Source organism: Candidatus Symbiopectobacterium sp. NZEC127 (assembly GCF_025962675.1).
Taxonomy (GTDB): Bacteria; Pseudomonadota; Gammaproteobacteria; order Enterobacterales; family Enterobacteriaceae; genus Symbiopectobacterium.
Genome location: NZ_JAGFPG010000010.1, coordinates 39,265 through 54,112 on the forward strand (window position 1 = coordinate 39,265; position 14,848 = coordinate 54,112).

The window sequence follows — 14,848 nt, forward strand, 5'->3', positions numbered from 1 at the left end:
CCGCTCTAAGGCGACAACCACCGCTTTCGCGCAATATCCTATTTTGTGCGAACATGCATTGCGCCAGGAACGCGCCGTTTTGTCCGAGATCCAAGTGGCTCTCACGATGCAATAGAGGAGAATGCTGTGAGTTTACCGCCGGTCAGCGCCGTGCTGAATGAGGTGATTGACGCGTTAGGCCGTGCGCCCCAGGTGCTGCTGCACGCCCCCACCGGAGCGGGAAAATCCACCTGGCTGCCGTTAAAATTACTGGAAATGGGCGGGTTCTCTGGCCGGATCATTCTGCTCGAGCCGCGTCGGTTGGCTGCTAAAAACGTGGCGTGGCGCCTGGCGGAACAGTTGGGTGAAACACCGGGCGGCACCGTCGGGTACCGCATGCGCGCTGAAACGCGCGTCGGCCCCCAGACGCGCATCGAAGTGGTCACCGAAGGGGTACTGACACGCATGCTGCAACGGGATGCTGAGCTGACGGGCGTGTCGCTGGTGATTCTGGATGAATTTCACGAGCGCAGTTTGCAGGCAGATTTGGCATTGGCGTTGCTGCTCGATGTACAGCAAGGGCTGCGTGAGGATCTGGCGCTGCTCATCATGTCCGCCACGCTGGATAACGCGCGTCTGGCCGCGCTGTTACCGATGGCGGAGACGGTGGTGTCACAGGGGCGGGCTTTCCCAGTGGATCGCAATTATCAGCCGTTGGGCAGCCAGGAGCGGTTGGAAGAGGGCATTGCCCGGCAGATTCGCCGTTTGCTGACGGAACAGTCCGGATCCGCGTTGGTGTTTTTGCCCGGCGTGGCCGAGATCAAACGGGTTGAAGCCATGCTGCAAGAGACGCTTGCCAGCGATGTGGACATCTGCCCACTGTATGGCGCACTGACGCTGGCCGATCAACAGAAAGCGATTCACCCTGCCGTGCCGGGGCGGCGTAAAGTGGTGTTGTCCACCAATATTGCAGAAACCAGCCTGACGATTGAAGGTATCCGGCTGGTGGTCGATAGTGGACTGGAGCGCGTGGCCCGTTTTGATGTGAAAAGCGGGCTGACGCGCCTGGTGACGCAGCGCATCAGTCAGGCGTCGATGACGCAACGGGCAGGGCGTGCCGGACGACTGGAAGCGGGCCTGTGCGTGCACCTGTGCGCGAAAGAGCAGGCGGAGCGTGCCGCCGCACAGAGCAGCCCGGAGATTCTGAACAGCGACTTGAGCAGCGTCTGGCTTGAACTGCTGCAATGGGGCTGCACCTCCGTTGAGTCGCTCACCTGGCTCGATACCCCGCCGTTGCCCGCGTTTGATGCCGCGCGTCGTTTGCTGACGCAGTTGCAGGTCACCGACAACGCGGGGAAACTCACGACCCGCGGACGCCATATTGCCCGACTGGGCATTGAGCCACGTTTGGCAGCGATGCTGCACAGCACCGCGCAGCAGGATGCGCAAACCCAGGCTACCGCCTGTCTGTTGGCGGCACTGCTGGAAGAGCCGCCGCGCACGGGGGCATTGGATATTGAGCGTTTGCTTGCGCGGCCGTCGCCCTCCTGGCGGCAGCGTGCCACGCAGTTGATGACGCGTCTGGCGGGAAAATCGGCAAGCTGGCGCGAGCCACAGCACTTCGCCACATTGCCTGCGCTGCTGGCGTTTGCCTATCCCGATCGCATTGCCCAACGGCGCAGTGCCGATGGGCGTTATCAACTGGCGAGCGGGCTGGGCGCACGCCTGCCATTGGATGAGCCGCTGGCGGCGCAGGAGTGGCTGATTGTGCCCGCGCTGATGTTGGCAGAAGGGACGCAGAGCGCTGATGCGCGCATTACGCTGGCGCTGCCCGTGGATATTGAGGCGCTTATCGCGCAGCGCCCCGACCTGGTGTCAGAACAGAACATCGTGCACTGGGATGAAGAAAAAGGTACCCTGCGCGCCAGTCGACGTGAGGGGATCGGTTGTCTGACGCTGCGCCAACAGCCGCTGAATAAACCCTCTGCGGAGGCCATGCAGCAGGCGCTGCTCAACTGGGTGCGCGAGCAGGGTCTGTCCGCACTCAACTGGCAAACCGACGCGGAACAACTGCGGATACGCGTGGCCTGCGCCCAACGTTGGCTCGCCGAGGGTAACTGGCCCGCCATGGACGATGAGGCTTTGCTGGCAACGCTGGATACCTGGTTGCTGCCTTCGCTGAACGGCGTGCGCGATGTGCGGACTCTGCGAAACCTTGACCTTTACGACGCGCTGCTGCGCCTGCTGGATTGGCCAATGCGGCAGCGGCTGGAAAGTGCGCTGCCGCGCCATTACACCGCACCGGGCGGCAGCCATCTGCCCTTGCGCTATCATCACGATCGGCCGCCAGCGCTGGCGGTGCGCATGCAGGAGATGTTTGGCGAGCGGCAAAACCCCACGGTGGCAGAAGGGCGCGTTGCCGTGGTGCTGGAACTGCTCTCTCCGGCGCACCGGCCTTTGCAGATCACACGCGATCTGGCCGCCTTCTGGCAAGGGGCGTATCGTGAGGTGCAAAAAGAGATGAAAGGGCGCTATCCCAAACACGTATGGCCGGACGATCCTGCCAATACCGCGCCGACGCGGCGCACGAAGAAATACCAAGCGCCCTGATACGTTATCGCAACGTATTTCGGACGGTTCTGCTTTTCTGAAACCGGGCGGAACAACAGAGTAAGCGACGACAGTCAGCGCCAACGTCTATAGTGGTGCTGTTATTGTCATTAACCTGACGGAGAAGTAACCGCAATGTCACAGGACGATCGTGAACCTATCGGACGCAAAGGAAGAGCGTCAGGACGAAAACCGCCGCGCCCTCAGGCGACCCGGCGTCGTAGTAGAAAGGATGACTATGAAGAAGAGGATGACGTCTATCAGGATGACATTGATGAAGACGATGACGAGTACGACGATGAGGACGAGATGAGCAAAAAACCGCGTAAAAAAAGACGCTGGCTTGGGTTGTTCATTAAGCTGTCGCTGGTGTTCGCCGTGGTGCTGGCGCTGTATGGCGTCTATCTCGACAGCCAGATTCGCAGCCGAATCGAAGGCAAAGTGTGGCAACTGCCTGCGGCGGTGTATGGCCGGATGGTGAACCTCGAGCCGGGCATGTCCTACAGCCAGAAAGAGATGATAAACCTGCTGGAAGGGATGCAATACCGTCAGGTATCGCGCATCACTCGGCCGGGCGAATTCAGCGTGCGTGGCAACACCATTGATATACTTCGTCGCCCGTTTGATTTCCCCGATGGCAAGGAAGGGCAGATCAACGCCCGACTGATCTTTACCAACGATCGTTTGGCTCAGATCCAAAATCTGGAGAACCAACGCAATTTTGGTTTCTTCCGCCTCGATCCGCGTCTGATCACCATGATGCAATCCCCCAACGGGGAGCAGCGGCTGTTTGTGCAGCGCTCCGGTTTCCCTGATCTATTGGTCGATACGCTGGTTGCGACCGAAGACCGCCATTTCTACCAGCATGACGGCATCAGCTTCCTTTCTATTGGTCGTGCTTTTCTGGCGAACATCACGGCAGGCCGTGCGGTGCAGGGCGGGAGTACCCTGACGCAGCAGTTGGTGAAAAACCTGTTTCTTACCAATGAACGATCCCTGTGGCGTAAGGCGAACGAAGCCTACATGGCGTTGATCATGGATTACCGCTATAGCAAGGATCGCATTCTTGAGCTGTACCTGAACGAAGTGTATCTCGGCCAGAGTGGCAACGATCAGATTCGCGGTTTCCCGCTTGCCAGCCTTTACTACTTCGGTCGTCCGGTCAATGAACTGAGTCTGGATCAGCAGGCGCTGTTGGTCGGCATGGTAAAAGGCGCTTCGCTGTATAACCCGTGGCGTAACCCGCAACTGACATTAGAGCGCCGTAATCTGGTGCTGCGTTTGCTGCAAAACCAGCAGATTATTGACGAAGACCTCTACAACATGCTGAGCGCTCGCCCGTTAGGGGTGCAGCCGAAAGGGGGGGTGATCACACCGCAGCCCGCCTTTATGCAACTGGTGCGCCAAGAGTTGCAGCAGCGCCTGGGGGATAAGGTAAAAGATCTTTCCGGCGTGAAGATTTTCACCACGCTGGATCCGGTGTCGCAGGATGCGGCTGAAAAAGCGGTGGAAGAGGGAATTCCGGCGTTGCGCGCGGCGCGTAACGTTAACGATCTGGAATCGGCCATGGTGGTTGTCGATCGTTTCAGCGGTGAAATTCGCGCCATGGTGGGCGGTGCTCAAACCCAATACGCCGGTTTTAACCGTGCGATGCAGGCGCGTCGTCCTGTGGGGTCACTGGCAAAACCCCCGACTTACCTGACCGCGTTGAGTCAGCCCGACACCTTCCGTCTCAACACCTGGTTAGCGGATGAGCCGCTCTCGCTCAAGCAACCGAACGGGCAGGTGTGGCAGCCGAACAACTACGATCGTCAGTTCCGTGGACGTGTGATGTTGGTGGATGCATTAGCCAACTCGCTTAACGTGCCGACGGTCAATCTGGGGATGAAGGTCGGTCTGGAACAGATCAGCACCACGTTGCAACGTCTCGGGATCCCGAAAGAGGTGATCCAACCGGTGCCCGCCATGCTGCTGGGGGCCATTAGCCTGACGCCGATGGAAGTGGCGCAGGAGTATCAAACCATCGCCAGCGGCGGTAATCGCGCGTCGTTGTCGGCGCTGCGTTCGGTGATTGCGGAAGACGGCAGCGTGCTGTATCAAAGCTTCCCGCAGGCTGAGCGCGCGGTGCCTGCCCAGGCGGCGTACCTGACGCTGTATGGCATGCAGCAGGTGGTTGAGCGCGGTACCTCACGCTCATTGGCGGTGAAGTTCCCCAATTACCATCTGGCGGCGAAAACCGGGACCACCAACGACCTGCGCGACAGTTGGTTTGCCGGTATTGATGGCAAAGAAGTGGCGATCGCCTGGGTAGGGCGTGATAACAACGGTCCGGCAAAACTGACCGGTGCCAACGGTGCGTTAACCCTTTATCGCCGCTATCTGGAAAACCAGACGCCGCTGGCGCTGATGCTGACGCCGCCGGAAGGCATCGCCACCATGACCGTTGACGGTGGTGGTCAGTTTATCTGTAATGGCAGCGCAGGCCGGGCATTGCCGGTGTGGACGGAGAATCCGCAGGCGCTGTGCCAGAGCGCCCAACAGCAGCAACAGGCGCCTGCCCAGCAAAACGACAGCGGTGTGGCTGACTGGATCAAAGAGATGTTTGGTCAGTAGTTATAGATGGCGATACCTATTGGGGAAACTGAGCTCCAAATGGCTTTGTGACCTTTATAGAATTTGGTTGACGGTAATATGTGGCTGATCTCCTAATCATGACGAGGAATGTGACTTTCACATGGTTAGGAGATTGCTAAAATTGTGAATAAGGTGAAATAGCGTTCATCTTATAGAGAAGTCATTTTCTAGTATTTAATCTTTCTGATTTGATAAATTCTCTCGTTGAGCTATTACTTTTTTAAAGGAACGCAAGCGTGCGCTTGGAGGCCCCCAAATGCATTTTAGCTATTCAAAAAATGCAATTACCTAATATTTATTAGCGAGATTATTATATGACCAATAATAATTCATCTGATTATGAAAAAGATAATATATGTCATGACAACCCTATCACCCCTTTTGCTGCTCGGCAAGTGAATGTGACATTCAATAATTATACTGATTCTGTTCTTCACCTATCCCAAACACGTTTAATGTATGGGCTATTCAATCCTTCGCCCCCAACGGTTATTAGCGCTAGACGTAATGCGCGCTGGGCAACTGAATCCAACGGGGGGGCTGCGGGTACAGAGGCTTTAGCTGAATATAATGCGAGTGGTTCTAATCTTTACTTTGAACTTTATTGGAGTAATCCATTAATAGGTAATAATTCCTACAGGGCCACCATTAATAATAATTTTGGTCAATATGTCATTTTTGCTGCAGGCACTTCAGGGAATCATTCTGCGGTAACTTTTACAACGTTTAAAAATAACTCTTGGAACTATAACTCTTGGATGGGAGGCATCGATGGGACCAGATTAATCTCTCGTCTATCCATTCCCGGAACGCACCAATCAGGTGCAAGAGAGGATCACGGAACAGGATTGATCGCCTGTCAAGATATGACCATCAGCGAACAGCTTTTATATGGAATCAGGTTCCTGGACATAAGGTGTAGAGCTATTGATGGTGTTTTTACGATTCATCATGGTCCTGCATATCAAGGCTTAAATTTTGGTGAGGTATTGAATCAATGCATCAGCTTTTTGAATCAGAATCCATCGGAAACGATTCTTATGCGTGTAAAACAAGAGTATTCAACGGTAAGTGATACTGAGTTTATTCGTATCTTTAATGAGCAATATGGTAATTATCATTCCCGTATGTATTTGAATACAGCAACCCCTTCTTTAGATCAAGTGAGGAATAAAATTGTAATTCTGGCAAATGTATCTGGATTACCTGGTATACACTGGTCATCGATGAACATTCAGGATAATTATAATCCTAATTCTACTGAAGAGAAAGTTCAATATATACAAAAGCATCTGGCCTTAACAATTGATAACCATAGTAATGGAGGGAATTCTTTTTTTGTTAACTTCATAAGTCAGCAAGGTACGTTTGTAAGTGACCCTATCTATCATGCCGCTCTGTGGTTAAATCCAATATTTCTCACTTTAATGCTTGAAAAATTAATACACCCAGTTCCACCGGAGGTTGGTGTAGGCATCATACCAATGGATTTTCCTAACAATTCACCCGGAGTTGTTCATGGTATAATTAATAGTAATTTTGAATAAACACTACATAAAATAAATCTTTCCTATTTCAGGTTATAATTTTATTAATGTAATGAGACCAATGTATTGCTCTCACATACAACAACGCCTCGACGTGACCTGCGCCGGGGCGTTGTGCTTTTTTGGGCTATGCCCTAAGTAATTCGCGTTGCAGGAAGGCGGCAAGTTCTGGCCCGCAGGGAGAATCTCAGGGATGAGATTCCTTAATACCGATGAGCTTACTGAAGTAAGTGATTCGGGGGAGTGAGCGCAGCCAGCGCACCTGCAACGTGATGTATGACGGGTATAAATTGCTTGCGAGAGGGATCCCGTCCGCCTATCATTCCCGCTCTTGATAATAATCATTATCGTTCTCTTTTGCGTCGGTAGCGCCACGGTGAAAAGCGCCGCTACCTGACGAACGGCGGACAGCAACAACGGGTTACGACGGTTATGCAAAATCCAGACACGTCTTTTCATGAATCGGTGCGGGCTGATAATGGGCCGGATACCACCTTTCGTCTCGACGATGTCAGCTTCTCTGTGCCTGGTCGCACCCTGCTGCATCCGCTTTCTCTGACATTTCCCATCGGTAACGTGTGCGGGTTGATTGGTCACAACGGCTCAGGCAAATCAACGTTGTTGAAGATGCTGGGGCGTCATCAAACGCCGAGTACCGGGGTTATATCGGTCAAGGACACACCGTTGCCCGGCTGGGACAGCAAATCCTTTGCCCGACAGGTCGCTTATCTGCCGCAACAGCTCCCGGCTGCGGAAGGCATGACGGTGCGTGAGCTAGTGGCGCTAGGGCGTTATCCGTGGCACGGCGCGCTCGGGCGCTTTGGCAGTACCGATCGCGAAAAGGTGGAAAACGCTATCGCCGTGGTGGGGCTGAAGCCGTTCGCTCACCGTTTGGTGGACAGCCTGTCCGGCGGTGAACGTCAACGCGCCTGGCTGGCAATGACGGTGGCGCAGGACAGCCGCTGTCTACTGCTGGATGAGCCGACATCGGCGTTAGACATCGCGCATCAGGTTGAGGTACTGGCCCTGATCCAACGTATGAGCCGTGAGGAGGGGCTGACGGTGATTGCTGTGCTGCACGATATCAATATGGCGGCGCGCTACTGCGATTATCTGGTAGCGCTGCGCGGTGGGGAAATGATTGCACAGGGGACGCCTGATGCCATCATGACGCCGCAAGTGCTCGAAGCGGTATACGGCATTCCGATGGGGATCCTGCCGCATCCTGGCGGCGGTGCGCCAGTCAGCTTTGTGTGCTAAACATGGCTTCGTTATCCCATCACATTAATCACGATCGCCGTCGCGTGCTGACGGCGCTGTTGCTTTCCCCTCTGTGCTTCTCTGCCTGGGCAAAAACCGAGACACCGCCAGATCTGCGTCGTATCGTGGCGCTAGAGTGGTTGCCTGCTGAGCTGCTGCTGGCGCTGGGCATTACGCCGCTGGGTGTGGCTGAAATCCCGAATTATCGGCTGTGGGTTGCGGAGCCGCAACTGCCCGAGTCGGTGATTGATGTCGGCTTCCGTACTGAACCTAATATGGAACTGTTGGCGCAGTTGCGGCCTTCGTTGATGGTCTACTCTGCGGGCTACGGCCCGTCGGTAGAGAAAATGTCGCGTATTGCCCCGACCATGGGGTTCACCTTTAATAACGACGCCGGGCGGCCGTTGACTATGGCAAAAGCGTCGCTGCGCCAACTGGCGCAGCGGTTAGCCATCCCTGATGCCGCAGAGCAGCATCTGCACACCTTCTCAACGTTTATGCAGCAGGCCAAGATGCAGTTGCAGTCCTACACCCGTCGTCCGCTGCTGCTGTTCTCTTTTATCGACAGCACGCACGTCTTGATTATCGCGAAGAACAGCCTGTTTCAGGAAGTGATGGATGAACTTGGCATTGAAAATGCCTGGCGTGAAGAAACCAGCTTCTGGGGCAGCGTGGTGGTGGGCGTTGAGCGTCTGGCAGACATTCAGGATGCCAACGCCATCTGTTTTGGTCACGGTGACGAGGCCATGATGGCGCAGGTAGAGCGCAGCCCGTTATGGCAGGCGCTGCCGTTTGTGCGCCAACAGCGCTGGCAGCGGGTGCCTGCGGTGTGGTTGTATGGCAGCACGCTGTCTGCAATGCGTTTTTGTCAGGTATTGCAGGATGCGCAGGAGGCTCGCCATGATGCCAGCGTCTAAGCGCTCTGGCGCGGTGCTGACGGTTGCCAGCCTGCTGGCGTTGCTGCTGTTGATGATGGCTGTCAATCTGCGCCAGGCATTGCCAGCGGCGACGTGGTGGCAGGCCGTGGCAAACCCCGAACCTGAGGATTTGCGCCAACTGCTGTTCCATTACAGCCTGTTGCCGCGTGTGGCACTCTCGCTGCTGGTCGGTGCGGGGCTGGGGTTGGCGGGGCTGCTGTTTCAGCAGGTGCTGCGCAACCCGCTCGCGGAACCGGCTACGCTGGGCATTGCCACTGGCGCTCAACTCGGGGTGACGGTGGCAACCTTATGGATGCTGCCGGGCGGCGAAGCGGCGCAGCAGTGGATGGCGATGGCGGGGGCGCTCGGTATCGGCGTACTGGTGTTTGGCCTTTCATGGGGCAAGCAGATGTCACCGATTACGTTGCTGCTCGCTGGGCTGGTGCTGAGTTTTTACTGTGCTGCCGTCAATCAACTGCTGGTGTTGTTTAACCATGAGCAGCTACAAAACCTGTTTTTGTGGAGCAGCGGCATGCTGAACCAGCAGGATTGGAGCCGCGTGGCGTTTCTGCTTCCCAGGTTGCTGGCGTGCTTTGCGCTGGCGTTGCTGCTGTTGCGCCCGCTGACCCTGCTGGGGCTGGATGATGGCGTGGCACGTAACCTGGGATTGGGATTGGTGCTGGCACGCTTAACCACGCTTGGCGTCGCGATTTTCCTTAGCGCACAACTGGTGAACGTGGCGGGGATTATCGGCTTTGTTGGCCTGTTTGCCCCGTTGCTGGCCCGCATGCTGGGCGCTCGCCGCGTGTGGCAACGGCTCTGGCTGGCGCCATTGTTAGGGGCGTTGTTGCTGGGATTGACCGATCAAACCGTGCTGTGGCTGACCCGCGTCTGGCGTGAAGTACCGACTGGCGCGGTGACGGCGCTGATTGGTGCTCCACTGCTGCTATGGCTGCTGCCGCGCTTACGCACCACGCACCAGCCTGCGCTGGTGCCATCCGGAGACATTAACGCCACCGCACCCCGCTGGGGACGCTGGCTGCTGGCAGGGATAATGCTGTTGCTGGGCGCTTTGGCGATAGCGCTGATGCTGGGTAAAGGCGCACAAGGCTGGCAATGGAGCCGCGGTGAGGAGCTGGCACAGCTGTTGCCCTGGCGCTGGCCGCGCGCGGTGGCGGCACTGACGGCGGGCATGATGCTGGCGATGGCAGGCACACTGATTCAGAAACTGACGGCTAACCCGATGGGCAGCCCGGAAGTGTTGGGTATCAGCGCGGGTGCCGCGACCGGGGTCATTCTATTGCTGTTCCTGATACCGGGAGACACCAGCGCATGGCAGTTGCCCGCGGGCAGCGCGGGCGCGGCGTTGACACTGCTGGTGATGATCACCATCGCCAGTCGCGGTGGGTTTTCCACGCAGCGCATGTTATTGGCAGGGATTGCTCTCAGTACCGCATTTTCCACCGTGCTTACGTTGCTGTTGGCGAGCGGCGATCCGCGCATGAGCGGTGTCATCACCTGGATTTCCGGTTCAACCTACGGCGTTGAATCCGCGCAGGCGATCAACATCGCGGGTGTGGCACTGGTGTTAGCCCTTATGGTGCCATTGTGCCAGCGTTGGTTGCGCATTTTGCCGTTGGGCAGCGTGACAGCTCAGGCGTTGGGCGTTGCTGTCACGCCAGTGCGCTTGCTGATTTTGCTGTTGGCATCGGTGTTGACCGCGATGGCAACCCTGACGGTGGGACCGCTCAGCTTTGTCGGGTTGATGGCGCCGCATCTGGCGCGCATGTTGGGATTTTCCCGCGTGATCCCTCAGCTTTGCTGCTCGGCATTGATTGGCGGCATATTGATGCTGTTGGCCGATTGGGCGGGCCGCATGATCCTGTTTCCTAATCAGGTGCCCGCTGGCCTGCTGGCGACCTTTATCGGCGCGCCTTACTTTATTTATCTGCTGCGTAAACACACCCATTAACCACCTGTTGGCAGGAAAAACCGTGCCAACAGGTAAATCCTATTTACATATTAAATGCAAATCCTTCTCACTATGATTCCCATTATCTAATATTATGTAGGCTCAATAGGTAGATTAGTGCTTCAGGGGCACGACCATTGTCGGGCGTTAAACCGATGATAGCCAGGTAACACGGTGTCGTGTCAGCATGATGTACGCTTAAGGGATCGTTATGAAAGGAAAGAGGTTCGGCTGCGCGAAGTCGGTTCAGGCAATGGAATCGGTAAGCGGTTTTTCTGTTTTGGCGCTGTGTGTGGGCGCTGCACTGTGGCCCGCTCTGGCGGGGGCGGCACAGACCAGCACTGCGGTGGGTGACAACACCCATCAGAGCGCTGCACAATCTGCCTCATCACCGGGTAAAAAAAGTGGCGACACGCTGGTGGTCACCGCCACCGGGGGGGCTGCGGGGCAGGATGTGCCCGGCGACTACAGCACCAAATTGACCTCAGCGGGGACGCGCTTGCTGTTAAGTCCGCGTGATATTCCGCAATCCATCACCATCGTGAATAAACAGCGCATGCAGGATCAGAACCTGCAAACGGTGGGCGACGTGTTGGATAACGTGGTTGGTGTCACCGGCAACTATACCGACAGTGAACGCATTGGCTACTATGCGCGCGGTTTCTACATCAACAATTTCGTCATTGACGATATCCCCACTTCGGTATCCGAAGCCTGGAATTTTGGTGACGCGCTGGGAGATACCGCGATCTATGACCGCATCGAAGTGGTGCGCGGTGCCAACGGCCTGCTAACCGGAACCGGTAATCCCTCCGCAACGGTGAATATGGTGCGCAAACACGCCACCAGCAAGGAAGTGACCGGCAATGTTTCCGCCAGTTACGGCTCGTGGAATAACCAACGCTATGTGACCGATCTTTCCGCGCCCTTGACCGAATCCGGCAACGTGCGCGGGCGTATTATTGCCGGCTATCAGGATCAGGATAGCTGGCTCGATCGTTACCATAAGCGCAAAAAATTTATTTCCGGCATTGTCGATGCGGATCTGGCCAATAATTCCACGCTGTCATTCGGCTACGATTATCAGGAAAGCAAAACCCCCGGTTCAACCTGGGGCGGCTTGCCGACCTGGTTCAGTAACGGCAACCGTACCCACTTCGATCGCAGCTTCAATCCCGCCCCAAACTGGGCCTATTACAACATCGAGACCAACAAGGTTTTCGCCCAGTTCAGCCATATGTTTGATAACGGCTGGGACTGGCATATCAACAGTACCCATGCGGAAACCAAGTTTGATGACAAGCTGATGTACGCTTCACCTTATGATTATTATGATGCTAATGGCGTGAAAGATCCTGCCAAATCAGGCACCTTCCCCGATCAAACCACCGGCGAGGGCTTGGCGGGCGGTGCTGGCTGGTTTACTGGCACACGCAAACTGGACGCGTTGGAAACTTACGTGCGCGGTCCGTTCGAACTGCTGGGGCGCCAGCATGAGCTGGTTACCGGGGTAGGTTTCAGTCGCCAGCGCAACTACTACTACGCCTCGAACGATGCGGTGACGGTTGCGGATATGGGCAATTACTACAACTGGAACGGCAGTGCGCCGGAGCCGAACTGGCAGGCGCAGACCAAAAGTTCGGATGATACCGTGCATCAACGGTCGGTCTACAGTGCGGCCCGTTTCTCGCTGGCCGACCCGCTGGCGCTGGTGGCCGGTGCGCGCTATACCGAATGGAGCACGGGCGGCATGACCTCCAGCTTCAGCAAAGACAAGGTGTCGCCCTATGCCGGGTTGATTTACGACATCAATGACACCCTCTCTGCCTATGTCAGCTACACCTCTATCTTCCAGCCGCAAGATAACCGCAGTGTTAACGGCAACTACCTGGCACCGATTGAAGGCAAAAACTATGAAACCGGTCTGAAATCCGACTGGTTTGATGGTCGCCTGACGGCATCCATGGCGCTGTTCCGCATCGAGCAGGATAATCTGGCGCAGACCGATGGCAGCAACAAGGTCACTGGGTCGAGCGAACAGGCTTACTACGGTGCGCAAGGCGTGACCAGTAAAGGCATGGAACTGGAGCTGAACGGTGCCCTGACGGATAACTGGCAGATGACGTTTGGTGCCGCACGTTACGTTGCCAAAGACGCGGCGGATAACCGGGTAAACAGCCAACTACCGCAAACCTCGTTGAAATGGTTTACGCGCTACCAGTTGCCGATGCTGCCGGAACTGACGCTGGGTGGCGGGGTAAACTGGCAGAACGGCACCTTTGTGGATACCACGGGGCCGAATGGGGCAACGCGTGTGCATCAGGGAAGCTATCCGCTGGTTAACCTGTTTGGTCGCTACCAGATCAACAAACAGCTGGCGGTGCAGGCCAACGTCAACAATCTGCTGGATAAGAACTATTACAGCGCCCTCAGTGACAACTATGCCTATGGCGCGCCGCGCAGCGTGTCGATGAGTGTGAATTACAACTTCTGATGCGCAGACGCCCCGATCGTGCGATCGGGGCGTTTCTCTCGGCTGTGATTACAACTGGGCAAAGCAGCGGCGTGCTGCCGCGATGGTGTTCTCAATATCCTGCTGGCTGTGTGCCAGTGACATAAAGCCCGCTTCAAACGCTGACGGCGCCAGATAAACGCCTTCGGCCAGCATCAGGTGGAAGAAACGTTTGAAACGCTCCACATCACACTGCGTCACATCCTGATAGCAGGTTACGCTCGGTGCATCGGTGAAAAACAGACCGAACATGCCGCCCACGTGATTCACCACCAGAGGAATATTCTGCGCTTTGGCTGCGGCCTCCAGCCCCTGTGCCAACTGCGTGGTCAAGGCGGTAAGGGTGTCGTGCACACCGGGCTTAGCCACTTCGCTCAGGCAGGCAAAGCCCGCCGCCATGGCAATTGGGTTACCGGACAGCGTCCCCGCCTGATACACCGGGCCGGTCGGTGCCAGCGCCTGCATCACATCACGCCGTCCGCCAAACGCGCCCACCGGCATGCCACCGCCAATGATTTTACCCAGGCAGGTCAGGTCGGGCACCACGCCGTAATGCGCTTGCGCGCCGCCCAATGCCACGCGAAAGCCTGTCATCACTTCATCAATGATCAGCAGCGCGCCAAATTCATCGCACAATGCGCGCAATCCCGGCAGAAACTCTGGCAGCGGCGGAATACAGTTCATGTTGCCCGCTACTGGCTCAACGATAATCGCTGCAATGTCATCTGGGTATTGCTCAAAAGCCTGACGGACTGAATCCACATCGTTGTAGATGCAGGTCAGCGTGTGGCGTGCGAAATCAGCGGGTACGCCGGGGGAGTTGGGCTGTCCTAGGGTCAATGCGCCTGAGCCCGCCTTGACCAGCAGGCAGTCCGCGTGGCCGTGGTAGCAGCCTTCAAATTTGATGATTTTGTCACGGCCGGTGAAGCCGCGCGCCAGACGAATAGCGCTCATGGTGGCTTCAGTGCCCGAATTCACCATGCGCACCATGTCCATTGACGGCACCAGTGAGGTCACCAACCGTGCCATGTGCACTTCCATTTCGGTTGGCGCACCAAAGCTCAATCCGCGCTCTGCGGCGGCGATCACCGCCTGACGAATGGCCGGGTGGTTATGCCCCAACACCATCGGCCCCCAGGAGCCGACATAATCGATATAGGCGTTACCGTCTGCATCGTAGAGACGCGATCCTTCCGCCCGCTCGATAAACAACGGCACGCCGCCGACGCCGTTGAACGCGCGTACCGGCGAGTTGACGCCGCCTGGAATAAGCTGCTGGGCCGCAGCGTAGAGACTTTCTGATTTATTCATGGAAAGGGTCCTGAAAAGAGAGCGGAGTTTTGCCTATTGTAAACAACGCTGTCGCGTTATCAAATTCGATGCTGAAGTGAACAAAATGTGTCACATCTTGAACCTT

8 protein-coding genes are annotated in these 14,848 nt (G+C 56.3%); 7 read left to right on the top strand and 1 reads right to left on the bottom strand.

Annotated features, from left to right (window positions below; all coding sequences use genetic code 11):
- Nucleotides 1–126: 126 nt before the first annotated feature.
- The 7 genes from hrpB to fhuE all read left to right on the top strand — a co-directional run bounded on the left by hrpB (nucleotide 127) and on the right by fhuE (nucleotide 13,413).
- The gene (hrpB, locus tag J5069_RS22920) at nucleotides 127–2,589 is read left to right on the top strand and encodes an ATP-dependent helicase HrpB (protein WP_264646004.1); all 2,463 of its coding nucleotides are present in this window, start codon (nucleotides 127–129) and stop codon (nucleotides 2,587–2,589) included.
- 135 nt (nucleotides 2,590–2,724) lie between these two features.
- Complete coding sequence (mrcB, locus tag J5069_RS22925) at nucleotides 2,725–5,202, top strand: bifunctional glycosyl transferase/transpeptidase (RefSeq protein ID WP_264646005.1); 2,478 nt, start codon at nucleotides 2,725–2,727, stop codon at nucleotides 5,200–5,202.
- A gap of 335 nt (nucleotides 5,203–5,537) precedes the next feature.
- The gene (locus tag J5069_RS22930) at nucleotides 5,538–6,770 is read left to right on the top strand and encodes a phosphatidylinositol-specific phospholipase C (protein WP_264646006.1); all 1,233 of its coding nucleotides are present in this window, start codon (nucleotides 5,538–5,540) and stop codon (nucleotides 6,768–6,770) included.
- A gap of 432 nt (nucleotides 6,771–7,202) precedes the next feature.
- Nucleotides 7,203–8,030, top strand: a complete 828-nt coding sequence (gene fhuC / locus J5069_RS22935) for a Fe3+-hydroxamate ABC transporter ATP-binding protein FhuC (RefSeq protein ID WP_264646007.1) — start codon at nucleotides 7,203–7,205, stop codon at nucleotides 8,028–8,030.
- Between the two features lie 2 nt (nucleotides 8,031–8,032).
- A complete protein-coding gene (fhuD, locus tag J5069_RS22940) occupies nucleotides 8,033–8,947 on the top strand; it encodes a Fe(3+)-hydroxamate ABC transporter substrate-binding protein FhuD (RefSeq protein ID WP_264646008.1) in 915 nt (304 codons plus the stop codon).
- Complete coding sequence (gene fhuB, locus J5069_RS22945) at nucleotides 8,913–10,919, top strand: Fe(3+)-hydroxamate ABC transporter permease FhuB (protein ID WP_413542275.1); 2,007 nt, start codon at nucleotides 8,913–8,915, stop codon at nucleotides 10,917–10,919. Before fhuD ends, fhuB begins: the two co-directional genes overlap by 35 nt.
- A 211-nt stretch (nucleotides 10,920–11,130) precedes the next feature.
- The gene (gene fhuE, locus J5069_RS22950; RefSeq protein WP_264646009.1) at nucleotides 11,131–13,413 is read left to right on the top strand and encodes a ferric-rhodotorulic acid/ferric-coprogen receptor FhuE; all 2,283 of its coding nucleotides are present in this window, start codon (nucleotides 11,131–11,133) and stop codon (nucleotides 13,411–13,413) included.
- A 48-nt stretch (nucleotides 13,414–13,461) separates the two neighbouring features.
- Here the strand turns inward: fhuE and hemL are convergent, their stop codons facing one another.
- Complete coding sequence (hemL, locus tag J5069_RS22955; protein ID WP_264646010.1) at nucleotides 13,462–14,742, bottom strand: glutamate-1-semialdehyde 2,1-aminomutase; 1,281 nt, start codon at nucleotides 14,740–14,742, stop codon at nucleotides 13,462–13,464.
- Nucleotides 14,743–14,848 lie beyond the last annotated feature (106 nt).

Excerpts from the sequence above, each read along its gene's own strand:
- mrcB (WP_264646005.1), top strand. The coding sequence starts at position 2,725 with ATGTCACAGGACGATCGTGAACCTATCGGACGCAAAGGAAGAGCGTCA.
- J5069_RS22930 (WP_264646006.1), top strand. The coding sequence starts at position 5,538 with ATGACCAATAATAATTCATCTGATTATGAAAAAGATAATATATGTCAT.
- fhuC (WP_264646007.1), top strand. The coding sequence starts at position 7,203 with ATGCAAAATCCAGACACGTCTTTTCATGAATCGGTGCGGGCTGATAAT.
- fhuD (WP_264646008.1), top strand. The coding sequence starts at position 8,033 with ATGGCTTCGTTATCCCATCACATTAATCACGATCGCCGTCGCGTGCTG.
- fhuB (WP_413542275.1), top strand. The coding sequence starts at position 8,913 with ATGCGCAGGAGGCTCGCCATGATGCCAGCGTCTAAGCGCTCTGGCGCG.
- fhuE (WP_264646009.1), top strand. The coding sequence starts at position 11,131 with ATGAAAGGAAAGAGGTTCGGCTGCGCGAAGTCGGTTCAGGCAATGGAA.
- hemL (WP_264646010.1), bottom strand. The coding sequence starts at position 14,742 with ATGAATAAATCAGAAAGTCTCTACGCTGCGGCCCAGCAGCTTATTCCA.